The sequence below is a fragment of the Klebsiella sp. Q11 genome, assembly GCF_964241505.1.
GTDB classification, from domain to species: Bacteria; Pseudomonadota; Gammaproteobacteria; order Enterobacterales; family Enterobacteriaceae; genus Klebsiella; species Klebsiella michiganensis.
The window spans coordinates 168,919-191,504 of sequence record NZ_CAXSXW010000011.1; the positions used below are offsets into that span (position 1 = coordinate 168,919).

21 protein-coding genes and 1 other annotated feature are annotated in these 22,586 nt (G+C 50.5%); of the genes, 11 read left to right on the plus strand and 10 right to left on the minus strand.

Annotation, left to right across the window (positions count from 1 at the left end; all coding sequences use genetic code 11):
• Nucleotides 1–4: 4 nt before the first annotated feature.
• Complete coding sequence (locus ACESQ2_RS19025) at nucleotides 5–829, minus strand: SDR family oxidoreductase (RefSeq protein ID WP_004852412.1); 825 nt, start codon at nucleotides 827–829, stop codon at nucleotides 5–7.
• Between the two features lie 175 nt (nucleotides 830–1,004).
• Here ACESQ2_RS19025 and hisL point away from each other — a divergent pair, with 175 nt between their 5' ends.
• From hisL to hisIE, 9 genes are all read left to right on the plus strand, one after another.
• Nucleotides 1,005–1,055, plus strand: a complete 51-nt coding sequence (hisL, locus tag ACESQ2_RS19030; protein ID WP_009654477.1) for a his operon leader peptide — start codon at nucleotides 1,005–1,007, stop codon at nucleotides 1,053–1,055.
• Nucleotides 1,031–1,153, plus strand: a sequence feature (His leader region). Its footprint overlaps the gene before it by 25 nt.
• 47 nt (nucleotides 1,154–1,200) lie before the next feature.
• Nucleotides 1,201–2,100, plus strand: coding sequence for an ATP phosphoribosyltransferase (gene hisG, locus ACESQ2_RS19035; protein ID WP_032693852.1), 900 nt, complete (start codon nucleotides 1,201–1,203; stop codon nucleotides 2,098–2,100).
• Between the two features lie 39 nt (nucleotides 2,101–2,139).
• A complete protein-coding gene (hisD, locus tag ACESQ2_RS19040) occupies nucleotides 2,140–3,444 on the plus strand; it encodes a histidinol dehydrogenase (protein ID WP_373171094.1) in 1,305 nt (434 codons plus the stop codon).
• A complete protein-coding gene (hisC, locus tag ACESQ2_RS19045; RefSeq protein WP_373171095.1) occupies nucleotides 3,441–4,502 on the plus strand; it encodes a histidinol-phosphate transaminase in 1,062 nt (353 codons plus the stop codon). The genes hisD and hisC overlap by 4 nt, the downstream gene beginning before the upstream one ends.
• Complete coding sequence (gene hisB, locus ACESQ2_RS19050) at nucleotides 4,499–5,566, plus strand: bifunctional histidinol-phosphatase/imidazoleglycerol-phosphate dehydratase HisB (protein WP_373171097.1); 1,068 nt, start codon at nucleotides 4,499–4,501, stop codon at nucleotides 5,564–5,566. Before hisC ends, hisB begins: the two co-directional genes overlap by 4 nt.
• A complete protein-coding gene (hisH, locus tag ACESQ2_RS19055; RefSeq protein WP_004122439.1) occupies nucleotides 5,566–6,156 on the plus strand; it encodes an imidazole glycerol phosphate synthase subunit HisH in 591 nt (196 codons plus the stop codon). The genes hisB and hisH overlap by 1 nt, the downstream gene beginning before the upstream one ends.
• The gene (hisA, locus tag ACESQ2_RS19060; RefSeq protein ID WP_004122442.1) at nucleotides 6,156–6,893 is read left to right on the plus strand and encodes a 1-(5-phosphoribosyl)-5-[(5-phosphoribosylamino)methylideneamino]imidazole-4-carboxamide isomerase; all 738 of its coding nucleotides are present in this window, start codon (nucleotides 6,156–6,158) and stop codon (nucleotides 6,891–6,893) included. Before hisH ends, hisA begins: the two co-directional genes overlap by 1 nt.
• Nucleotides 6,875–7,651: an imidazole glycerol phosphate synthase subunit HisF gene (gene hisF / locus ACESQ2_RS19065; protein ID WP_142446877.1), complete on the plus strand. Its 777-nt coding sequence runs from the start codon at nucleotides 6,875–6,877 to the stop codon at nucleotides 7,649–7,651. The genes hisA and hisF overlap by 19 nt, the downstream gene beginning before the upstream one ends.
• Entirely contained in the window at nucleotides 7,645–8,244 is a 600-nt protein-coding gene (gene hisIE, locus ACESQ2_RS19070; RefSeq protein WP_004122447.1) for a bifunctional phosphoribosyl-AMP cyclohydrolase/phosphoribosyl-ATP diphosphatase HisIE, read from the plus strand. The genes hisF and hisIE overlap by 7 nt, the downstream gene beginning before the upstream one ends.
• An 83-nt stretch (nucleotides 8,245–8,327) precedes the next feature.
• Here the strand turns inward: hisIE and ACESQ2_RS19075 are convergent, their stop codons facing one another.
• The 7 genes from ACESQ2_RS19075 to ACESQ2_RS19105 all read right to left on the minus strand — a co-directional run bounded on the left by ACESQ2_RS19075 (nucleotide 8,328) and on the right by ACESQ2_RS19105 (nucleotide 16,401).
• Nucleotides 8,328–9,647, minus strand: a complete 1,320-nt coding sequence (locus ACESQ2_RS19075) for a glycosyltransferase (RefSeq protein WP_373171100.1) — start codon at nucleotides 9,645–9,647, stop codon at nucleotides 8,328–8,330.
• 131 nt (nucleotides 9,648–9,778) lie between these two features.
• The gene (locus ACESQ2_RS19080; RefSeq protein WP_172879726.1) at nucleotides 9,779–10,924 is read right to left on the minus strand and encodes a glycosyltransferase family 4 protein; all 1,146 of its coding nucleotides are present in this window, start codon (nucleotides 10,922–10,924) and stop codon (nucleotides 9,779–9,781) included.
• A complete protein-coding gene (locus tag ACESQ2_RS19085) occupies nucleotides 10,925–11,818 on the minus strand; it encodes a glycosyltransferase (protein WP_142983224.1) in 894 nt (297 codons plus the stop codon).
• Nucleotides 11,815–12,969 (minus strand): UDP-galactopyranose mutase, encoded by a 1,155-nt coding sequence (glf, locus tag ACESQ2_RS19090; RefSeq protein ID WP_373171102.1) that lies wholly within the window; start codon nucleotides 12,967–12,969, stop codon nucleotides 11,815–11,817. The genes ACESQ2_RS19085 and glf overlap by 4 nt, the downstream gene beginning before the upstream one ends.
• An 18-nt stretch (nucleotides 12,970–12,987) precedes the next feature.
• Nucleotides 12,988–14,880, minus strand: a complete 1,893-nt coding sequence (locus ACESQ2_RS19095) for a DUF4422 domain-containing protein (RefSeq protein WP_087828824.1) — start codon at nucleotides 14,878–14,880, stop codon at nucleotides 12,988–12,990.
• 13 nt (nucleotides 14,881–14,893) lie between these two features.
• Entirely contained in the window at nucleotides 14,894–15,634 is a 741-nt protein-coding gene (locus ACESQ2_RS19100) for an ABC transporter ATP-binding protein (protein ID WP_004122464.1), read from the minus strand.
• Nucleotides 15,634–16,401: an ABC transporter permease gene (locus ACESQ2_RS19105; protein ID WP_265671990.1), complete on the minus strand. Its 768-nt coding sequence runs from the start codon at nucleotides 16,399–16,401 to the stop codon at nucleotides 15,634–15,636. Before ACESQ2_RS19105 ends, ACESQ2_RS19100 begins: the two co-directional genes overlap by 1 nt.
• Nucleotides 16,402–17,699: 1,298 nt before the next feature.
• Here ACESQ2_RS19105 and ACESQ2_RS19110 point away from each other — a divergent pair.
• Both ACESQ2_RS19110 and ACESQ2_RS19115 read left to right on the plus strand, forming a co-directional pair.
• The gene (locus ACESQ2_RS19110; RefSeq protein ID WP_373171104.1) at nucleotides 17,700–18,704 is read left to right on the plus strand and encodes an NAD-dependent epimerase; all 1,005 of its coding nucleotides are present in this window, start codon (nucleotides 17,700–17,702) and stop codon (nucleotides 18,702–18,704) included.
• A gap of 478 nt (nucleotides 18,705–19,182) precedes the next feature.
• A complete protein-coding gene (locus ACESQ2_RS19115) occupies nucleotides 19,183–19,305 on the plus strand; it encodes a small membrane protein (protein ID WP_004138729.1) in 123 nt (40 codons plus the stop codon).
• A gap of 561 nt (nucleotides 19,306–19,866) precedes the next feature.
• On the opposite strand, the gene ugd is transcribed toward ACESQ2_RS19115, so the two are convergent.
• Both ugd and rfbK read right to left on the minus strand, forming a co-directional pair.
• The gene (ugd, locus tag ACESQ2_RS19120) at nucleotides 19,867–21,033 is read right to left on the minus strand and encodes a UDP-glucose 6-dehydrogenase (protein ID WP_373171106.1); all 1,167 of its coding nucleotides are present in this window, start codon (nucleotides 21,031–21,033) and stop codon (nucleotides 19,867–19,869) included.
• 161 nt (nucleotides 21,034–21,194) lie between these two features.
• A complete protein-coding gene (gene rfbK / locus ACESQ2_RS19125; RefSeq protein WP_086531165.1) occupies nucleotides 21,195–22,565 on the minus strand; it encodes an O9 family phosphomannomutase RfbK in 1,371 nt (456 codons plus the stop codon).
• Nucleotides 22,566–22,586 lie beyond the last annotated feature (21 nt).

The following is a 22,586-nucleotide window of genomic DNA, read 5'->3' on the forward strand; positions in this document are numbered from 1 at the left end:
CGCATTACTCCATCGGCATGACCAGCGGGTCGGGGTACTGGTACTCAAACCCCAGTTCGTTGCAAATACGGCTGCCATCTACGATCTTACCGCTACCGTTCTCCGGGTTATCAGAGAATACGGGGACGGGAAGCCCAAGCTCGCGGGCCATCTGCGGATAAAAGACGCCGCGCGCGGGATGCTTAGGCGCACATATATTATAGATGCGCCCGCCTTTCGGAGCCTGCAGTAACAGTTCGATCGCGGCAATCACATCCTGAAGATGCACCAGATTGACGCCGTGCTGGCCGTCCGGCGCGGATTTTCCGGCAAAAAAGCGCCCCGGGTGACGGGACGGCCCCACCAGCCCGGCGAGGCGCAGAATGTCCACCGAGGTGCCGGGAAGGTTATGCAGCCAGTCCTCCAGCTCTTTCAGCACCCGCCCGCTGGCGGTTTGCGGGTTGCGGGGCGAGTTCTCTTTCAGCGTGCCGCTGGCGTTGCCGTAAACCGACGTTGAGCTGGTGAATATGATGCGCGGCACGTGATGCGCCAGCGCGGTATCGACGATCTCCTGTACCGCCTGAAGATAAAAGTCCTCTCCCGGTCCGGTTCGCCGCGCCGGTAAGGTAATGACCAGCGCGTCAACGTTCATTAAGGCATCCAGATCTTCGGTGTCGCAGACCAGCTGCGGCTCCAGACGCAGCGGATAGCCGTCGATGCCGCACATCCGCGCCGCCTCGACGCCATCCTGCGTGGTCTTACTGCCGGTCACCTGCCATCCCCGCGACATCAACGACAGCGCAAGCGGCATACCCAGCCATCCTAAACCTACAATTGCGACCTTTTTCATCCCCTTGCTCCTGAATTTTCGCTGTGCTGACTTAAGGCTACGCCAGCCGGCGACAGCTGACAATTTCTTAGGTCAATATGAAATCAATTAATGATAGAAAAAAGCCCTTGCTTTATGCGAGTGAAGTGGTTTAGGTTAAAAGGCATCAAATGCATAGTCATTCACAGAGAATTTTATGAACAGCGTTCAATTTAAAAACCACCATCATCACCATCATCCTGACTAGTCTTTCAGGCGATGTGTGCTGGAAGACGTTTGGATCTTCCAGTGGTGCATGAACGCAAAGAGAGCCCCCGGAAGATTCACTTCCGGGGGCTTTTTTTTGGACCGAATTCGGACAGATTCAGACAGGGTTACAGAGGAAAATAAGAATGTTAGACAACAGCCGTTTACGCATAGCTATTCAGAAATCAGGGCGTTTAAGCGAAGATTCACGCGAATTACTCAGCCGCTGCGGCATCAAAGTGAATCTGCACACCCAGCGCCTGATCGCGCTGGCGGAAAATATGCCCATCGATATTCTGCGCGTGCGTGATGACGATATTCCGGGCCTTATCATGGACGGCGTGGTCGATTTGGGGATTATCGGCGAAAACGTGCTGGAGGAAGAGCTGCTGAGCCGCCGCGCTCAGGGCGAAGACCCGCGCTACTTCACCCTGCGCCGTCTCGACTTCGGCGGCTGCCGCCTGTCGCTGGCGACCCCGGCGGATGAACCCTGGGACGGCCCGGCGGCGCTTAACGGCAAACGCATCGCCACCTCCTACCCGCACCTGCTGAAGCGCTACCTTGACCAGAAAGGGATCTCGTTCAAATCCTGCCTGCTGAACGGCTCGGTTGAAGTGGCCCCGCGCGCCGGTCTGGCCGACGCGATTTGCGACCTGGTATCAACCGGCGCGACGCTCGAAGCGAACGGCCTGCGCGAAGTGGAAGTGATGTTCCGCTCCAAAGCCTGCCTGATCCAGCGCGACGGCGAGATGGCCGATAGCAAACAGCAGCTGATCGACCGCCTGCTGACCCGTATTCAGGGGGTGATTCAGGCCCGCGAATCAAAATACATCATGATGCACGCGCCGACCGAGCGCCTGGAAGAAGTGGTCGCCCTGCTGCCCGGCGCCGAGCGCCCGACCATTCTGCCGCTGGCGGGTGACAAGCAGCGCGTGGCGATGCACATGGTGAGCAGCGAAACCCTGTTCTGGGAAACCATGGAAAAACTGAAAGCGCTGGGCGCCAGCTCCATTCTGGTCCTGCCGATTGAGAAGATGATGGAGTAAACCGGCGGGTCGGTCACGGGATAAACAGGGGAAACAACCATGAGCTTCAACACAATTATCGACTGGAACGGCTGTAGCGCAGAACAACAGCAACAGCTCTTAACGCGCCCGGCTATTTCCGCCTCCGAGAGCATCAGCAAGACGGTGTCGGAGATCCTGAATAACGTTAAAGACAACGGCGATGCGGCCCTGCGCGAATACGGCGCGAAGTTCGATAAAACCGACGTCAAGGCGCTGAAGGTCAGCAATGAAGAGATTGCCGCCGCCGGCGCGCGCCTGAGCGACGAGCTCAAGCAGGCGATGGCCGTGGCGGTCAAAAATATCGAAACCTTCCACAACGCGCAGCGGCTGCAGGCCGTCGATGTGGAAACCCTGCCGGGCGTACGCTGCCAGCAGGTGACCCGCCCTATCGCCTCCGTCGGCTTATATATTCCCGGCGGCTCGGCGCCGCTGTTCTCCACGGTGCTGATGCTCGCCACGCCGGCGCGCATCGCGGGCTGCCAGCAGGTGGTGCTGTGTTCGCCGCCGCCGATTGCCGATGAAATCCTCTATGCCGCCCAGCTGTGCGGCGTGCGCAATATCTTTAACGTCGGCGGCGCGCAGGCGATTGCCGCCCTGGCGTTCGGCACCGAATCGGTGGCGAAGGTCGATAAAATCTTTGGCCCGGGCAACGCCTTCGTGACCGAAGCCAAGCGCCAGGTGAGCCAGCGTCTTGACGGTGCGGCTATCGATATGCCCGCCGGACCGTCGGAAGTGCTGGTGATCGCCGACAGCGGCGCCACCCCGGATTTCGTCGCGTCCGACCTGCTTTCCCAGGCCGAGCACGGCCCGGATTCGCAGGTGATCCTGCTGACGCCGGATAGCGATATGGCCACCCGCGTCGCGCAAGCCGTTGAGCGCCAGCTGGCCGCGCTGTCCCGGGCGGAAACCGCCCGCGGGGCGCTCTCCGCCAGCCGCATCATCGTGGCGCGCGATATCGCCCAGTGCGTGGCGATTTCCAACCAGTACGGCCCGGAGCACCTGATTATTCAGACCCGTAACGCCCGCGAGCTGGTAGACGGTATCACCAGCGCCGGTTCGGTATTCCTCGGCGACTGGTCGCCGGAATCCGCCGGCGATTACGCCTCCGGCACCAACCACGTGTTGCCGACCTACGGCTACACCGCGACCTGCTCCAGCCTCGGCCTGGCGGATTTCCAGAAACGTATGACCGTGCAGGAGCTGTCGCGTGACGGGTTTGCCGCCCTCGCATCAACGATTGAAATTCTGGCCGCCGCCGAGCGCCTGGACGCCCACAAAAACGCCGTTACGCTGCGCGTCGCAGCCCTTAAGGAGCAAGCATGAGCATTGAAGATTTAGCCCGCGCCAACGTCCGCGCGCTGACGCCGTATCAATCAGCTCGCCGTCTGGGGGGTAAAGGCGACGTCTGGCTGAACGCCAACGAATTCCCTACCGCGGTAGAGTTCCAGCTGACCGAGCAGACGATGAACCGTTACCCGGAACCGCAGCCGAAAGCGGTCATTGAACGCTACGCACAGTATGCGGGCGTCAAGCCGGAGCAGGTGCTGGTCAGTCGCGGCGCCGACGAAGGCATTGAACTGCTGATCCGCGCGTTCTGCGAGCCGGGCCAGGACGCGGTGCTCTATTGCCCACCGACCTACGGCATGTACAGCGTCAGCGCCGAAACTATCGGCGTGACCTGCCGTACGGTGCCGACGCGCGCCGACTGGCAGTTAGATCTGCCGGGCATCGCGGCTAATCTCGACGGCGTGAAAGTGGTTTTCGTCTGCAGCCCGAATAACCCGACCGGGCAGATTATCAACCCGAAAGATTTTCGCACCCTGCTGGAGATGACGCGCGGTAAAGCCATCGTGGTCGCGGATGAAGCCTATATCGAATTCTGCCCGCAGGCCACGCTGGCGGCCTGGCTGAACGAGTATCCGCACCTGGTGATTCTGCGTACCCTCTCCAAGGCCTTCGCCCTGGCCGGACTGCGCTGCGGTTTTACCCTCGCCAACGCCGAGGTGATTAACGTGCTGATGAAGGTTATCGCGCCTTATCCGCTCTCCACGCCGGTGGCCGATATCGCCGCCCAGGCGCTCAGCGCGGAAGGCCTTGCCGCCATGCGGGCGCGCGTGGCGCAGATCCTCGCCGAACGCGATTATCTGGTGAGCCAGCTGTGCGGCATCGCCTGCGTTGAAGAGGTGTTCGACTCCGAGAGCAACTACGTTCTGGCGCGGATCACCGCCTCCAGCGCGGTGTTTAAATCTTTGTGGGATCAGGGCATTATCTTACGTGACCAGAATAAACAACCTTCATTAAGCGGCTGTTTGCGTATCACTATCGGTACCCGTGCAGAGAGCCAGCGCGTCATTGACGCTTTGACTGCGGAGAATGTATGACCCAGAAGTTTCTCTTTATTGACCGTGACGGTACGCTGATTTCCGAGCCACCGGTTGATTTTCAGGTAGATCGCTTCGATAAGCTGGCCTTTGAGCCGCAGGTGATCCCGGCCCTGCTCAAGCTGCAGCAGGAAGGGTACAAGCTGGTGATGATCACCAACCAGGATGGGTTGGGAACCGCCAGCCTGCCGCAGGACGAGTTCGACGGCCCGCACAACCTGATGATGCAAATATTCGCCTCCCAGGGCGTCAACTTTGACGAAGTGCTGATTTGCCCGCATCTCCCGGCGGATAACTGCGACTGCCGCAAGCCGAAAACCAGGCTGGTGCTGCCGTGGCTGGAACAAGGGGTGATGGACATCGCCCACAGCTACGTGATTGGCGACCGTGCGACCGACATTCAGCTGGCGGATAACATGGGCATTACCGGCCTGCGCTATGACCGCGAAAAGCTGGACTGGCCTACCATTTGCGAACAGCTAACCCGCCGCGACCGCTACGCCCACGTTGAGCGCATCACCAAAGAGACCCAGGTGGATGTGAAAGTGTGGCTGGACCGCGAAGGCGGCAGCAAAATCTCCACCGGCGTCGGCTTCTTCGATCATATGCTGGACCAAATCGCTACCCACGGCGGCTTCCGTCTGGAGGTTAACGTTGGTGGCGATCTGTATATCGACGATCACCACACCGTGGAAGATACCGGGCTGGCGCTCGGCGAAGCGCTGAAGCTGGCGCTCGGCGATAAGCGCGGCATTGGCCGTTTCGGCTTTGTGCTGCCGATGGACGAATGTCTGGCCCGCTGCGCGCTGGATATCTCCGGCCGCCCGCACCTCGAATATAAAGCCGACTTTACCTATCAGCGCGTTGGCGATCTGAGCACCGAAATGGTGGAACACTTCTTCCGCTCGCTCTCCTATACCATGGCGGTCACTCTGCACCTGAAAACCAAGGGCAAAAACGACCACCACCGCGTAGAGAGCCTGTTTAAGGCCTTCGGCCGCACGCTACGCCAGGCGATTCGCGTCCAGGGCGACACGCTGCCGTCTTCGAAAGGGGTACTCTGATGAACGTGGTGATCCTCGATACCGGCTGCGCCAACCTCAATTCGGTGAAATCCGCGGTGAGCCGCCACGGCTATGAGCCGCAGGTCAGCCGCGACCCGGATGTGGTGCTGCGCGCCGATAAGCTGTTTCTGCCGGGGGTGGGGACGGCGCAGGCGGCGATGGACCAGCTGCGCGAGCGCGAGTTAATCGAACTGATTAAAGCCTGTACCCAGCCGGTGCTGGGCATTTGCCTCGGCATGCAGCTGCTGGGAAAACGCAGCGAAGAGAACAACGGCGTCGACCTGCTGGGCATTATCGAGCAGGACGTGCCGAAAATGACCGACCACGGCCTGCCGCTGCCGCATATGGGCTGGAACCAGGTGTATGCCAAAGCGGGCGATCGTCTGTTTCGCGGCATTGAAGACGGGGCGTATTTTTACTTCGTCCACAGCTACGCGATGCCGGTCAACGTCAATACCATCGCCCAGTGCAGCTACGGCGAGGCCTTCACCGCGGCGGTGCAGAAAGATAACTTTTTTGGCGTCCAGTTCCACCCTGAACGCTCCGGTAGCGCCGGGGCGCAGCTGCTGAAAAACTTCCTGGAGATGTGATGATCATTCCTGCTTTAGATTTAATTGACGGTACGGTCGTCCGTCTCCATCAGGGCGATTACGGCCAGCAGCGCGACTACGGCAACGACCCGCTGCCGCGCCTGCAATCCTATGCCGCCCAAGGGGCCGAAGTGCTGCACCTGGTCGACCTGACCGGGGCGAAAGATCCGGCTAAGCGTCAAATCCCGCTGCTGAAAACCCTGGTTGCCGGCGTCAATGTGCCGGTGCAGGTTGGCGGCGGCGTGCGGACGGAAGAAGACGTGGCCGCCCTGCTTGAAGCGGGCGTGGCGCGCGTGGTGGTGGGTTCGACGGCGGTGAAGTCGCCGGAAGTGGTGAAAGGCTGGTTTACACGTTTTGGCCCGCAGCATCTGGTGCTGGCGCTTGACGTACGGATCGACGCGGAAGGCCGCAAGCAGGTGGCGGTCAGCGGCTGGCAGGAGAACTCCGGCGTAACCCTGGAAGAACTGGTGGAGAGCTATCAGTCCGTCGGCCTGCAGCACGTGCTGTGTACCGATATTTCCCGCGACGGGACGCTGGCCGGGTCTAACGTCTCACTGTATGAAGAAGTCTGCGCCCGCTATCCGCAGGTCGCGTTTCAGTCCTCCGGCGGCATTGGCGATCTGCATGATATCGCCGCGCTGCGCGGAACCGGAGTGCGCGGGGTAATTGTCGGCCGGGCGCTGCTGGAAGGTAAATTCAACGTAACGGAGGCCATTCAATGCTGGCAAAACGGATAATCCCCTGTCTTGACGTTCGCGACGGCCAGGTAGTGAAAGGCGTGCAGTTCCGTAATCACGAAATCATCGGCGATATCGTCCCGCTGGCTAAACGCTATGCCGACGAAGGCGCGGATGAGCTGGTGTTCTACGATATCACCGCCTCCAGCGACGGCCGCGTGGTGGATAAAAGCTGGGTGTCGCGGGTCGCGGAAGTGATCGACATTCCATTCTGCGTCGCCGGCGGTATTAAGTCGCTGGACGATGCGGCGCAAATCCTCTCCTTCGGCGCGGATAAAATCTCCATCAACTCCCCTGCCCTCGCGGATCCCACGCTGATTACCCGCCTGGCCGACCGGTTCGGCGTGCAGTGTATTGTGGTGGGCATTGATACCTGGTTTGACGCCGCGAGCGGCAAGTATCACGTCAACCAGTATACCGGCGATGAAAGTCGGACGCGGGTGACGCAGTGGGAAACCCTGGACTGGGTGCAGGAAGTGCAAAAGCGCGGAGCCGGCGAGATCGTCCTCAATATGATGAATCAGGATGGCGTGCGTAACGGCTACGATCTGGAGCAGTTACGCAAGGTGCGCGCCGTGTGCCGCGTGCCGCTGATTGCATCCGGCGGCGCGGGCACCATGGAACACTTCCTGGAAGCCTTCCGCGACGCTAACGTCGACGGCGCGCTGGCCGCCTCGGTGTTCCACAAGCAAATTATCAACATTGGTGAACTGAAAACGTACCTGGCAGCACAGGGCGTGGAGATTAGGGTATGTTAAGTGAACAGCTGGATTGGCAAAAAACCGACGGTCTGATGCCGGTCATCGTGCAGCACGCCGTTTCTGGTGAAGTGCTGATGCTGGGCTATATGAATCAGGATGCGCTGGCGAAAACCGAAGAAACCGGCAAAGTGACCTTTTATTCGCGGACCAAACAGCGTCTGTGGACCAAGGGGGAAACGTCAGGCAATTTCCTTAACGTGGTGAGCATCACCCCGGATTGCGATAACGATACCCTGCTGGCGCTGGTCAATCCGATTGGCCCAACCTGCCATAAAGGCACCTCAAGCTGTTTTGGCGAAACCGGCCATCAGTGGCTGTTCTTATATCAGCTGGAGCAGCTGCTGGCGGAACGCAAACACGCCGATCCGGAGAGCTCCTATACCGCGAAGCTGTACGCCAGCGGCACCAAACGTATTGCGCAGAAGGTGGGGGAAGAAGGCGTTGAGACCGCGCTGGCCGCGACGGTGCATGACCAGTTCGAGCTGAAGAATGAGGCGTCGGATTTGATGTATCACCTGCTGGTGCTGCTGCAGGATCAGGGGCTGAATTTGACGGATGTGGTGGAAAACCTGCGGAGCAGGCATAAGTAAGTCATCAAAGGGAGGCGGCATAACGCCTCCCTTGCAATATAACCCTCGCCAGCGCGCTGGTTGATATCACCTGTTTATCGTCGTCATGACTTTTTTCGTGCGGTTATCGCTTTGACTATCCTAAATGGTTTCGTCATTTTCCATGACAAAGATGAAACCAAATCGGTATAGCGCTGAGTCAGCTCCTGGTAAGCATTTTCGATGCTGAGCAATTTCTGTTGTTGAGTTTGATACTCGCCCTCTATACGCGTATTCCGCTGTTCGAGCTCGTGGATAATCGTGGTTTTATCGTTAACCTGCGTCTTCAGGACATCAATTTCACTTCGCTGAGATACAGTCGACTGTTTAAGCGAAGTGATTTCTTCCTGCAGCGTTGAATTCAACATATGTGCATGTTCAAGCTCGCGCAACACTCTGTCTTTCAGAGAAAAAATATACTCTTCCGCTGACTGATTAACGATCCGGCCATGCGCAGCTTTGATAAAGTCATCATAAAAGTCATCACGTTCGATTTCTAAAGATAAGATGAACGACTTCACATCGTTGAAGAGCAGGTTAAAGGAAGGGCCCGAGATCGTATTTAAGTTCCACTCCAGAAAAACAACGGCGTAATTATTAAAATCACGACTTCTGGACGCCAGTAAATCATGCGCTTTCATAAACGAACGTAGCGAAGTCAATGCCTCCAGCGCGCAGTGCCATGAGGTTGCCCTGGTGGAAGAAAGCGACTTCGCGCGGTTGATCGTATGAGAGATTAAGATCTCATCCAACAGCGAGATACGGTTTGCCAACAGCATGAAACTACTCACAAAGTACAGGTCGTTTGTAGTTCTCAGCGGTTGAAACTCCAGACCCAATGCCAGAATAGCTTCGCGTCTGAAGAGCTTATCCCACGGCCACCATATAAAGGCGCGGAAAAAATCGTCAGCAATTTCCTGTGAAGAGAAGACCTCTTTTTCAGGTAGTAAATCCTCACGCGCGGACATAGGCATGGGAGAATGAGTATTGGTTTGCAGATCGATTGACTGGCATCGGCAGATAACAACATCCGTTTGCAGGGCCGTAGCCCGGTCGGACATTCTCTTTAACATCTCTTTATCGGCATAATCATCATCATCGAGGAAAATGATGTATTCGCCGGTCGCTATACGTAAGCCGATATTTCGTGATTCCCCCCCGCCGACGTTGCTGGGGTTGGTGATAATCCGGACTCGTGAGTCCTCATCGGCTATTGTAGCGACAATGCCCAGAGTATTATCGGTTGAATTATCGTTAACAATGATAATCTCAATGTCTTTTAAAGACTGGGCTAATACCGTATTAAGCGTTTCGGAAATATACTCCGCGGCATTATGAACGGGGATGATAACGGAAACAACAACGTTACTTGATTCATCAGACATTCAATCACCTTCAAAATAAGAGGCACGCAATCATTAAACGTAAATAATGCGTTTGCAGAGCAGTTACATTGAATAAATGTAACGCTTCGGAGGTGTTTGATTTACATGAAGCTGTAATCTCTTGCGCTATATCATCCCTGAACCACATCATGATAAGTCTTGAGAGTCTTACTAATGATCATACCGCTAGAAAACTTATCCTGAACGCGTTGCCGTCCTTTGATACCCATCTCAACTCGTGCTTTGGGGTTGGCTAATAAGAATTCAAGCTTATCCGCCAGCTCCTGCGGAGAGTTACTTTTCACGATAATGCCGTTATCGTTATTAATGATCAGGCTATCGCAGCCGCCAACATCGTAGGCAATGCAGGCCCGGCCAACCGAGGAAGCCTCAAGCAAAATACGCGGGACGCCTTCGGAATAGATCGAAGGCAGGGCCACGATGTTCGATTCCTCGATCAAGTCGCAGACGTTAGAACTGTGACCTAACCAGTTAATCAGCCCTTCTTTATGCCATTGCTGAATGACGGCAAGGGAAATGGCATCCTTATCGTTTTCAACAAGTATTCCAGCAACGTTTAGCGTAAAATGAATATTTCTGGATTCGAGAATTTTCTTGGCTTCGATTAAATCCCCGAGCCCCTTGCTCCACAGCATTCTGCTGGCAAACAGCACGACCGGAACATCACGTTCCTGCTCCAGTGAATATTTATAGATATCCGGGTTGATACCTGCGCCATCGATGACAATAGTCTGCTGGTAGTCAATGCCAACAAAACCCGCGAGTTTTTTACGATCTTTATCATGTTCGAACATAAATATACTGCGCTTATTACTGGCAATATACTTATATGCCATGATAGTGATATTGCGCAATAGCTTAAGCAAGCCCGTATCACAAGAAAATACACGCCCGAGGCCGACAAAACTCACGATGACCGGGCGATTATTTGCCTTCGAAATAAGCCCACCGATCAGACATGGCTTAATTGTAATACAGTGTAAAAGGTCGGGATTAATCTCTTTGATGATCCTTCGGGACGCAAAAAAGGCCCGAAAGAAAGTTAATGCATTAAATGATTGAGCATCAAGTGGAACGTTATGACACTTAAAACCAAATGTTTTAAATTTATTCAGCACTTTACCATCGACAAAATGACTGATGATGTGAATCTCATAACCAGCATCTCGGGCGGCGATTGCACGATCTATCCAGTGCAAATCAAAATACCAATCCGAATTTATGAAATAACACAGTTTTTTCATTGCTATATCCACTTAATGGTTCTTACCGCTGATTCCTTTTACACCATGGATAATTCCACGACGCAAGTATTTAAAATATAACAATTTATTGCGTTGCCATGGCAATATTGATACATATTTAATCAACCGCAAAAGGATTGAGAGACGGCTAAAAATGGCAACTCGCGGGAAAATTTTCTTCGCCAGAATAAGATTTCGACAAAGGTAATAAACTTTCCATTCGGGAAAGATAGACTTCCCCTGGATACTCACATCGTGCGAGAAGACAACCTCAGGCGAATAACAAATCTCTTCGCCATCGAGTGTTAACTGATAGCCAAAGTAAAGATCGTCAAAATATAAAAATAACTCATCGTGAATATTGTGTATATTCTTTCGCAGCAAATCTCGCTGAATAATCATCCCGACAAAGGATACCGTTTGCACCGCGGTCGAACGGGAAAGCGACGGTAGAAACTCAGCCGGATTTTTGATGTAGCGTAATGTGTCGATAAACGATGACGGTACTTTAGCAAAAGGGATGTTCATCGAACAAGGTTGCCCCCGAAGATCTTTTACCAAAGCGGTGAACACCCGACAATTAGCCTTATCCAGCTGGGTAAATTTTTCCAGCGCATCGCTCTCGGGCCAGGCGTCATCATCGTAAAAGAAAACCCAGTCGGTATCGACATTGTCGCATAAATATTGACTTCCGGCCTTAAAGCCCCCCGCCCCACCGGTATTAGAAGGCAGATTGAGGACAATTATCCGAGGGTCGCTAAGGGTGGCTAACCACTCCAGGGTCCCATCCGTGGACCCGTTATTGACAACCATTATCGCTGTAAAATTTAATTTCACAGTGTTGGCAATAGATACTTTTAACTTCTCTAAGCGATTATAAGTGACTATTAATGCAGAGCAATTCATCGCACAGAAACCGTGAATACTGGCATAGCTTCATGATTATCAAGGGAAGATAAGTACTTCTCGGCAGTATTTAATGCTTCTGCGATAGTCACATCCATATCCAGGTATCGATAGGTTCCAAGACGGCCAACAAAAGTAATGTTCTTTTCACTTTCCGCAAGGGACAAATACTTATCGAGTAAAGCCATCTCCCCCATCTGACGAATCGGATAATAAGGAATATCTTTTTCTCCACACTCGCGGCTGTATTCCTTATAGCATACCGACCCTTCATGGGTTTCCCAGGGCGAAAAGTACTTATGTTCAGTGATACGGGTGTAAGGAACATCCAGTGAGCAGTAGTTCATCACCGCGCAGCCCTGATAATCGCCCTGCCAGGTGAATTTTTCAAAATCCAAAGTACGATAGCCCAGGCGGCCATATTGATAGGAATAGAAGGCATCCAGCGGCCCGCTATAGAACACATGATCGTACTTTTCTCTCTCTTCAGCGTTAAACGATTGCTGAAGTTCGATAGTGATATTTTCATGATTGGCAATTGACTCAATCATTTTCGTATAACCCAGTTTCGGCATGCCCTGAAATCTGTGGTTAAAGTAATTATCATCGTAGTTAAAACGAACCGGCAGACGCTTAAGAATCGACGCAGGAAGCTGTGATGGCTCCATCCCCCACTGCTTGATGGTATAGCCTTTGAAGAACGCCTCATAGAGCTCGTTGCCGATAAAACGCAGAGCCTGTTCTTCAAAGGTCTTCGGTTCCTGGATCGAACTGTCCCCTTTTTCTGCAATAAGCGCCCGGGCCTCATCTGGCGAACAGGTTTTGGCAAAAAACTGGTTAATGGTATGCAGGTTGATCGGCAGAGAGAACACTTGCCCATTAACGGTTGCTTTGACGCGGTTCACATACGGCATCATTTCAGCGTGCTGAGTCACATAGTTCCACACTGTTTCATTATCGGTATGAAAGATATGCGGACCATAGACGTGGACCATAACGTCAGTTTGCGGATCCCGTGCGTCGTAGGAGTTACCGCCAATGTGGTCCCGCTGATCGATAATTCTGATACGATGACCTTGCTCAGCAAGCTGGCGTGCGATAACCGCACCAGAAAAACCAGCGCCGACAATTAAAATATTTTTACTGTTCATAATATTATTCCAGCAGCCTTAACCAAGAATTGAGCGTCTAACTTTATAGTAGTATTTTGTTATCGTATTTCGCCTCGGTGAACCGACAGGAGCATATTTATTAAGGAAAGGCATCAACGCTTTTTTTATCCTGGTCTGAAGCAGAACAGGCGTTTGCCCTGCAGTATGAGCAGGATTTGATGAATTAATCAGAGATAGCTGACGGAAATAGGCTTCTTTTTCCCATGGCGTATTGATGACGTTTTCCAGGAAATCGTCATAAAAGTCAACCTTGTCCGTGTTCCACGGTTTATTCTCCCCGGCATAGTGAATCATATTCGGGTTCATTCTGGCTTCTAAAAAGCGCATGTATGTTGCGAACTGGAGATTGGGGAAAAAGTCATCGGTATTGCCATTACCATGATAGACATTCCACTCCAGCGGTAAAAACTCAACCCGGCCATAGAAAACTTTGTTCATGATGTCCTGATCAAGGAACCAGTACTTTTTCTCTTTAAGGGTTTTAATCAGCTCGGAGAAGGTATCTTCCTGCACCATTTGCGCGACGTTGAAAACGATAATCCCCGCCTGGAAATACTCGTCAGGATTGGTCATTTTAAGCGTTTTTTGCAGATACTCGCCGGCCGGCATTACGCCATCAGCAGACTCCGACATCGCGCCAAACTTGACGAAGCCTTCCATCACGATATCTTTAACGGCGGCAACAAGGTTAGTGCCAAGTTCGACATTAAGCAAAGCCGCCAGATCGGCCTTCACCACAGTATCGGAATCGATAAAAATAACCTTCTCATATTCACGGAAAAGCTGCGGAATGAACAAGCGAGCATAGGTTGATGCGCTAAAGTGCGCTCGGGTATGTACACCATTCAATTCGGTAAAGGCATTTACATCAAAAAATCGAAGTGAAAAGTTTGCATGGGCTGAGACCAGCTTGGTTAAGCGCTGCTTGTTAAGATTGCTAACCTTGTTTTCCAGCACAACGATATCGTAATGGGTATTTTTATCAGAATGGCGAACGATAGAGTTGATTAAAGCCCCGCCGCTGATGGCGTAGTTATCATCAAAACTGATGACTATTGGCGCAGCGTCTGAAAAGACCGGCATCAGCTTGCCGTTGAAGGTCTCATTCATCACGAAAGTGCGCTGTAGCTCCTTAACTTTCAGGGCACGGTCTTGCTGCTGTTTAATAATGTAAATATTAAACAGACGCTCTGCGATATGGCCGATAACACGCTTTTCCTGAGCGTTATAATTATTCATCGAGATGCGACTTTCAAGATGAGTCAAAATCGCGAACAGCCATTCAGAATAATCCACGAACATATCTTTGTGCATCACAAACATGTTCGTATAATAGCCATCTGTTGCATTGTTAAACTGCTGAATAGCCGCTTTATAATCCGGATAAAGCTCTTCGACAACGTCCAGGGCAGTCAGATAATCCTTGATGTGTAAAAACTCACCTTTCTCATAATGATCGAGGTTGTTTTTACTGCCAGCAGAGGTTACTGACCACTTCTTCGGTAACAGCAGGTCAAAACCTGAAAGACAATCTTGTATTGCCGTGTCGGTTAAACCAAACTGGTTTTCATACTCTGTATCGATAACCGGAGAATTCACTACGCCCCAGTTATCTTCCGCAAAGCTCTGCTGTGAGGAAAAATTGAGGTGCCGGCGATAATGCATAAAACCGACATAATCAGAAAGAGTCTCATTTTTCCAAACCCAATAATGTGCTGTTAACTCACAGTAGAAAGGGTTTTTAAACGAAATATTATCTCCCGTATCATCGCCAATACAGCCGATATCATTATAGGAGTTGGCTTTACCTACATGCAATGGTTTGATAATAGATGCATTAAGGAATGCGCTCGGCTTATGATGACAGGTATAGATCTTAATACTATTCATTTAATTACCAGATTTAGGCCATTGCTTGTTTATAAAGTTCGATGATTCTTTCAGCAGAACCGATTTCCCGGAGGCGGTGATTTTCGATCCAGACAACCCGATCGCATATTTTTTCCACATCACTCATGTTGTGACTAACGAACAGTATTGTCACACCACGATTTTTGAACTCTTTAATCGTCTTGATACATTTGGCCTGAAATGAAATATCGCCGACGGCAAGCACTTCATCGATAATCAGAATATCAGGCTCAACTTGACTAATAACCGAGAAGCCAAGCTTCGCTAGCATACCGCTAGAGTAGACGCGGATCGGTTCATCAATAAATTCTCCTAATTCGGAAAATTCAATGATGCGATCCATTCGCTGTAAAACCTCTTTACGACGTAATCCAAGAAGAGTGGCATTAAGAAAAATGTTCTCACGGCCAGTCAATTCTGGATGAAAACCACCACCTAGCTCAAGCATTGAGGCCACTCGCCCGCGAGTTGTGACTGACCCTTTCGTTGGCTTGATAACACCAGCAACCAACCCTAAAGAGGTGCTTTTGCCGGCGCCGTTTCGCCCAATGAGCGCAACAGCCTCTCCTTTGCCAACCGTAAAAGAGACATCCTGAATAGCAAGATATTTACGGCCCTTCAGTAATTGAAATGCTCTTTTAGGATGAAATATTAAATCTTTAATACCTGAGCCAATATGATGGTAAAGTGGATATTCTTTTGTCACATTATTAAAATCAATTACTGGTTCCATCACAAGATCTCTGCAAATCGATATTTTAATTTATTAAAAATACTTAATCCGATAACTGTCAGCACAATACCAGTTAAATATAACACTGAAATATGCTCATAGTTTAAAATACCATCCATGAATAAGTTACGCCAGCTTAAAATCATACTAGCGAGAGGGTTATAGTCAATAACCCAGCTATATTTTGCCGGAATCATATCGGATGCGTATAAAATGGGCGTGCAGTAAAACATCAGCATAATACCGAGAGTAACAAATCTTTCTAAGTCTCTGAAAAATAGGTTCAAAGTAGAAAAAATAATTGATACACCAAAGGTAAAGATCACCTGACCGATAGCAATGAGCGGTATTCCCCAAAGCCATGAAAGCGAAGGACGCATACCGTACACAAAAAGAAAAGCGACAATGACAGGGATAGTGCATAAGAAGTGCAACCCTTCCATCATCACATTACTAAGTGGAATAACCGAACGCGGAAATACGGTTTTTTTGATAATTTGCGCATTAGCAATAAATGAGAAAAGCGAATTCGTCGCTGAGCTTGCAAACCACTGCCAGGGGAAGAGACCCGTTATTAAGAAAAGGGTATAATTAGGTATCTGGACTCGCATGATCAATTTAAAAATAAAATAGTAGATCATCGCAAACAGTAAGGGGTTGGCAATCGACCATAAATAACCAAATACACTACTCTTATAGCGTACTTTTAGATCTTTATTGGTGATAACAACAAGCAGGTCAAATAAATACCCTAGATTATACTTCATTTTTATACTCATAAATTATTCTACGAAATTTTAAGCATTGGGTTATGCACTTTAGATTTGCGAGTTGTCGCTGACTAACTAAATCCACTGCGATAGCGCTAACGCCCTGACAGATACACTGCCGATAGACACCATGTCTTTGGACATACAACCTGAAATCTTAAGCACATAGGTTAAAGCAAGATTTTCCCAAATTTTCTGTACGCTCTAATTCATTGGCAGCAGCCGACCATGGTAGCTCTTCCATACTAAGCAGAGACAAGTGAGAAGCTGGCGTGGAGATGGCCAGTTAACATGCTGTTTCTGAATGTACAGTAAAAACTGCTATTTTTCAGTCAGATACTCCTCCCCATAGTCTTACGAGATAGCTTTCAACCACGCTACCGCCCTTGGCTGTCGCAACCAAACTGCGTAATGATTCAACAACCCTATCTGTAAACATCTCCAGCGGCTGCCTTTCGCGACAGCACTAAACTGGCACACCCTTTTCTTACGTCAAACGCTCTCGTAGCGGCTGTCGGCTAAGATTATCGCCCGTGACGCTGGGTGCTAATTTAAAAGATTCTAGCAGGCCCACACTGTCGCTGTTTGCTTAAGCCCCATCCATCAGGAATTTCTCAATTAGCTCGTTTGGCCAGCCTGTTTTTTGAACTCATAACAGGGTGCTTCCCGTTATCTTCCCATCCATCTTCTGAGAATCAGCGCAAACTGTGCGCACTATTGATCGAAATGACGCCAACAATCAGTCTGGTGCCATATTTAATACTGCGCACAGGATAGCTGATTAAACTGACAACACAATGGTCATGCAAATGAGTTGCCGCATTATAGCGCTGGTCTATAGGAATAAAAATGAAAATACGTTGCCAATCAATTCATATTGCAAATGATTCATGTCGTAAACATAATGTAAAACAAATAGAACCCAAAAACTAACTAACTGATTTTAAAGGATAAAAAATAAATAGCCCATATCGATGTGAAAGAATTGTAAATTCATACATAAAACCAATTTTTATCAACGTTAACTTTCGAGCGCTTAAAGCACCGTAAAGCGAGTCGAAATCGCGAGCTTATGACAAGACCTTACGCAATTGTTATCTTGCTAATCATCCAGCATCGATAATGAATCTCATCACCATCTCAAAATTCCGATGCAAACGCCTTGATACGGACGACATCGCCTGGCCATTGAAGGCGTGAACATAATCAGCAACGGTAAAGCAGGTGATCCACGCAGCAAGCCAGTGTAAAATCGAGGAATATATAGCGGGATACAGTCACCCCAGAGGATGAATATGAAATTTTTAGTAACTGGAGCCGCAGGATTCATCGGCTTTCATACCTGTAAGCGCCTTCTGGAGGCGGGTCATGAAGTTGTCGGCCTCGACAACATGAACGACTATTATGACGTCAATCTTAAGCAGGCCCGTCTGGATTTACTGCAGTCTCCCCTGTTCAGTTTTCACAAAATCGATCTGGCGGATCGCGAGGGTATTGCCCGACTTTTTGCTAATGAGAAATTTAACCGGGTGATCCATCTTGCCGCTCAGGCTGGCGTTCGCTACTCCCTGGAAAACCCGTTCGCTTATGCCGATGCTAACCTGATTGGTTATCTGAACATTCTCGAAGGCTGTAGACACAATAATGTTGAGCATTTGCTCTATGCCTCATCCAGTTCGGTCTATGGCCTTAACCGTAAAATGCCGTTCTCTACCGATGATTCGGTTGATCATCCGGTTTCGCTGTATGCCGCCACCAAGAAGGCAAACGAGCTGATGGCGCATACCTACTCTCACCTTTATGGTATTCCGACCACTGGACTCAGATTCTTTACCGTCTATGGCCCATGGGGACGTCCGGATATGGCGCTGTTTAAGTTCACAAAAGCCATGCTGGAAGGAAAGCCCATCGATGTCTACAACTATGGCAAGATGAAGCGCGATTTTACCTACATTGACGATATCGTTGAGGCGATTGTTCGGATGCAGGATATTATCCCACAGCCCAATCCGGAATGGACCGTTGAGACGGGTTCACCGGCAGATAGCTCGGCGCCATACCGGGTGTATAACATCGGTAATAGCTCACCGGTTGAGCTGATGGATTACATCACGGCGCTTGAGGAAGCTATGGGGATGATTGCGGAGAAAAATATGATGCCAATACAGCCGGGCGATGTACTGGAAACTAGCGCAGATACCAAGCCGCTGTATGATGCGGTGGGATTCAGACCGCAGACGACGGTCAGGCAGGGAGTGAAGAACTTCGTTGACTGGTATAAGGCCTACTACAAGGTCTAATCAACCCGGCATGGCGCAGGTATTTAGCCGCAGTGAGGTACTACTGCGGCTTTTTAATATCGAGAATTGTCATTCGGCAATCTTATCCATTCAGATGCTCGTAAAAACACGCTGTTTATAACTATCTCAGCGCAAAGCCCGCGGCCCACACAATAACGAAACACTAAGTTAACACAAAACAAACAAATTCATTAACAAACTCTGGTATAAGCCACTTTCACTACAATCACTGAAGAGCATTCGCGTACAAAGGAAACTGTGACCAGCGAATCAAGCTGGTGCAAAAGTCGGTTACAGCGCTATTGTTCAAACTACTGGCGCGGAAAAGGGTTTTCCACTTTCCGTAAAAAAACCACAAACGCCATATAGGATTTTTCTTAAATTCAGGATATGTTAAGCAGGCAAAGGCATGCTTTTGCAGAGATATTAGTTCGCAGGCAAATGGATTTATAACATTCCTTTCATTCTGGTACGCATTATGGCAAACATAATTTTCTTAGCAGTTGCTGCCATCCTGTTGATTGTTTCAGTCTATTTTCTGATTTCTTATATCAAAGATCAGAAAAAGACCAAGCTGACTTTTAACAAACGAAAGTGGTGAAAAGAAAACTTAATATAATTATAAAACAGGCATAGGAAATAATAATATAAGAATAAACACTGCCAGCGGTGGGGATACATATAGCCTTTCAGCTGGCAATGGATACCATTTAAAAAAGTTATATCAAACTGGTACTATCCCTCTACTATTCTAATGGCAGTAAATGATTTGTGTTTTCTATGCCTGCGCCCTTCACTTGAAAGATCCCGTACCATCACCCGTATAAATTTCAATCAGAGCCTTAGCCCGTCGTAACGAAGCTCGCCTGAGAACCCGGATTCCAGAAACAACAAAAGCCTGCAAGCAGGCTTTGTTTTACCTTCCGGCGCTTATCTCCAGCGTCTACATCACAGTGACGGTAGCTCTTCACAAGGTGAATTTAACATATCCGACCTCAATGGTTGGGACAAGATGATCGATTGAAGAATCTAAGCGAGGTCACGTTTTTTAGGGGGGTTGGTCGGGTATGAGAAGTAAGACGATTTGTCAGGCGAATAGCTGACCCCTTCAGGAGAAAGGAAAATTCTGGCCGACAGCTTTTCTCCCGGCCAGAGGGGGGATTTAGTCACTACCGAACAAATCGCGGGTATACACTTTGTCAGCGACATCCGACAGCTCTTCAGCCATTCGGTTTGAGACAATTACGTCAGCTTCTTTTTTGAATGCGTCGAAATCGCGAACTACGCGGGAATTAAAGAACTCATCTTCCTGCATAACCGGTTCGTAGATAATGACCGGGATACCTTTGGCCTTGATACGCTTCATGATGCCCTGAATAGAAGAAGCGCGGAAGTTATCGGAACCACTCTTCATGATCAGACGATAGATACCAACAACTTTAGGTTTGCGTGCCAGGATAGAGTCAGCGATAAAATCTTTGCGCGTGCGGTTAGCATCTACAATGGCACCGATGATGTTATTCGGGACAGATTCGTAGTTTGCCAGCAGCTGCTTGGTATCTTTCGGCAGGCAGTAGCCGCCGTAGCCAAAGGAGGGGTTATTATAGTGATTACCGATTCGCGGATCGAGGCACACGCCTTCGATGATCTGTTTACTGTTCAGACCCTGGCTTTCAGCGTAGCTGTCCAGTTCATTAAAGTAGGCTACGCGCAGTGCCAGGTAGGTATTGGCGAATAACTTAATCGCCTCAGCTTCGGTGGAGTCAGTAAACAGCGTCGGGATATCCTTCTTAATCGCGCCTTCTTTCAGCAGATTAGCGAAACGCTCCGCGCGTTCTGAACGTTCGCCAATGACGATACGAGACGGGTGCAGGTTGTCGTAAAGCGCGCGGCCTTCACGCAGAAACTCAGGAGAGAAAATGACGTTATCAATGCCCAGGCGCTCTTTAATATCACGCGTAAAGCCAACGGGAATGGTGGATTTAATAATCATTACTGCGTCTGGGTTAATCTCGGTGACATCACGAATAACGGCTTCAACAGTCGAAGTATTGAAGTAGTTCGTTTTCGGATCGTAGTCAGTCGGCGTAGCGATAATGACATAATCTGCATTACGGTAGGCATCATGCTTGTCCGTTGTCGCGCGAAAATTCAACGGTTTTTCCGCCAGATATTCCTGGATCTCCTTATCGACAATCGGAGAAATCTTTTGGTTAATCATATCAACTTTGGATTGAATGATATCCAGCGCCACCACTTCGTGGTTTTGCGCAATCAGGATGCCATTCGATAAACCAACATAACCGGTACCGGAAATAGTAATTTTCATTCGATCACACTTTAATCAGTTAACTGGACGGCGGCATATTAGCCACCCTGGTAATCAACACTTGTGGCGGTTTTACTCTCAGAAAGATGGGAAGTCAAGAAAGAGCCATAAGGTGATGCATCATTCCACGCACATATCCTATGGCTCTAGCAGATTAATTTCTATTTCATTAAAGCTAATATTTCTTCTGTTTTAGCCTTCATTAATTCATCGTCTCCTTTTGACTCTACGTTAAGACGCACAACCGGCTCGGTATTCGAGCTGCGCAGGTTAAAACGCCACTCCGGATATTCAATACTGATGCCGTCGGTGGTATCCACGTTCACGGCATCCGGTTCATAGCGTTCACGGATGCGCGCAATTGCCGCCGCCGCATTCTCCAGCTTGCGGTTAATTTCCCCGGACGCCGGGAACGCCGCCTGCCGGTCCGCCACCAGCGCCTTGAGCGGGCTGTTCTTCAGACATAGTAGCTCCGCCACCAGCAACCATGGGATCATCCCGCTGTCGCAGTAGGCGAAGTCGCGGAAATAGTGGTGTGCGCTCATTTCCCCGCCGTAAATCGCATCTTCCTGACGCATCCGCTCTTTAATAAACGCATGCCCGGTTTTCGACATCACCGGTGTGCCGCCGCTGCGGGTCACCATATCCACCGTATTCCACGTCAGGCGCGGGTCGTGAATAATCCGGGCGCCCGGCTGCTTCTGCAGGAACGCTTCCGCCAGCAAGCCAACAATATAATAGCCTTCGATAAATTCTGCATCGTTATCAAACATAAAGCAGCGGTCGAAGTCACCGTCAAAGGCGATCCCCATGTCCGCGCCGTGCTCGCGCACCGCATCCGCGGTGTCCTGCCGGCACTCCGGCAGCAGCGGGTTCGGGATTCCATTCGGGAAATTGCCGTCAGCCTGGTGATGCACCTTGATAAAGGTCACTGGCACGCCTGCCGCCACAAAACGTTTCTCCACTTCATCAATCACGTGACCGGCAGCGCCGTTGCCGGAGTTCACCACCAGCTTCAGTGGACGGGTGAAGCTGGCCAGGTTCACGTAGCCCATCAGGTGGTCCACGTACTCCTGCAGCACCGATATCTGACGTAGGGTGCCGCGACGGGACGCGTCCACCGGCGCAAACTGATTCTCTTCCGCCAGGCGCTGGATGTCGCGCAGCCCGGTGTCGCCACTGATGGGTTTCGCATTCTCCCGCACCAGCTTCATTCCATTATAGTTCATCGGGTTATGGCTGGCCGTCACCTCAATCCCGCCGTCCACGCCCAAGTGGAATGTGGCGAAGTAAATCTCTTCGGTTCCGCTCAGACCAATGTCCAGAACGTCAGTGCCCGCATCCATCAGGCCGTTGGCCAGCGCCAGCTTCAAGGACTCGCTGGTCAGACGGACATCACCGCCCACGACGATCGTTTTTGGTTTCAAGAATTCGCCATAGGCACGTCCGATACGGTAGGCAATATCTTCGTTTAATTCTTCGCCCAGTTCGCCGCGGATATCGTAAGCTTTAAAACAGTTTAATTTTGCCATCTATTTAATCCTTAAATACAA

What these genes read in the sequence shown, in the direction of transcription:
- ACESQ2_RS19110 (WP_373171104.1), top strand. Translation starts at nt 17,700, where the DNA reads ATGAAATTTTTAGTAACTGGAGCCGCAGGATTCATCGGCTTTCATACC.
- ACESQ2_RS19115 (WP_004138729.1), top strand. Translation starts at nt 19,183, where the DNA reads ATGGCAAACATAATTTTCTTAGCAGTTGCTGCCATCCTGTTGATTGTT.
- hisF (WP_142446877.1), top strand. Translation starts at nt 6,875, where the DNA reads ATGCTGGCAAAACGGATAATCCCCTGTCTTGACGTTCGCGACGGCCAG.
- hisD (WP_373171094.1), top strand. Translation starts at nt 2,140, where the DNA reads ATGAGCTTCAACACAATTATCGACTGGAACGGCTGTAGCGCAGAACAA.
- ACESQ2_RS19100 (WP_004122464.1), bottom strand. Translation starts at nt 15,634, where the DNA reads ATGGAACCAGTAATTGATTTTAATAATGTGACAAAAGAATATCCACTT.
- glf (WP_373171102.1), bottom strand. Translation starts at nt 12,969, where the DNA reads ATGAACAGTAAAAATATTTTAATTGTCGGCGCTGGTTTTTCTGGTGCG.
- ugd (WP_373171106.1), bottom strand. Translation starts at nt 21,033, where the DNA reads ATGAAAATTACTATTTCCGGTACCGGTTATGTTGGTTTATCGAATGGC.
- rfbK (WP_086531165.1), bottom strand. Translation starts at nt 22,565, where the DNA reads ATGGCAAAATTAAACTGTTTTAAAGCTTACGATATCCGCGGCGAACTG.
- hisH (WP_004122439.1), top strand. Translation starts at nt 5,566, where the DNA reads ATGAACGTGGTGATCCTCGATACCGGCTGCGCCAACCTCAATTCGGTG.
- ACESQ2_RS19095 (WP_087828824.1), bottom strand. Translation starts at nt 14,880, where the DNA reads ATGAATAGTATTAAGATCTATACCTGTCATCATAAGCCGAGCGCATTC.
- ACESQ2_RS19085 (WP_142983224.1), bottom strand. Translation starts at nt 11,818, where the DNA reads ATGAATTGCTCTGCATTAATAGTCACTTATAATCGCTTAGAGAAGTTA.
- ACESQ2_RS19105 (WP_265671990.1), bottom strand. Translation starts at nt 16,401, where the DNA reads ATGAAGTATAATCTAGGGTATTTATTTGACCTGCTTGTTGTTATCACC.
- ACESQ2_RS19075 (WP_373171100.1), bottom strand. Translation starts at nt 9,647, where the DNA reads ATGTCTGATGAATCAAGTAACGTTGTTGTTTCCGTTATCATCCCCGTT.
- ACESQ2_RS19025 (WP_004852412.1), bottom strand. Translation starts at nt 829, where the DNA reads ATGAAAAAGGTCGCAATTGTAGGTTTAGGATGGCTGGGTATGCCGCTT.
- hisA (WP_004122442.1), top strand. Translation starts at nt 6,156, where the DNA reads ATGATCATTCCTGCTTTAGATTTAATTGACGGTACGGTCGTCCGTCTC.
- hisB (WP_373171097.1), top strand. Translation starts at nt 4,499, where the DNA reads ATGACCCAGAAGTTTCTCTTTATTGACCGTGACGGTACGCTGATTTCC.
- hisIE (WP_004122447.1), top strand. Translation starts at nt 7,645, where the DNA reads ATGTTAAGTGAACAGCTGGATTGGCAAAAAACCGACGGTCTGATGCCG.
- hisC (WP_373171095.1), top strand. Translation starts at nt 3,441, where the DNA reads ATGAGCATTGAAGATTTAGCCCGCGCCAACGTCCGCGCGCTGACGCCG.
- hisG (WP_032693852.1), top strand. Translation starts at nt 1,201, where the DNA reads ATGTTAGACAACAGCCGTTTACGCATAGCTATTCAGAAATCAGGGCGT.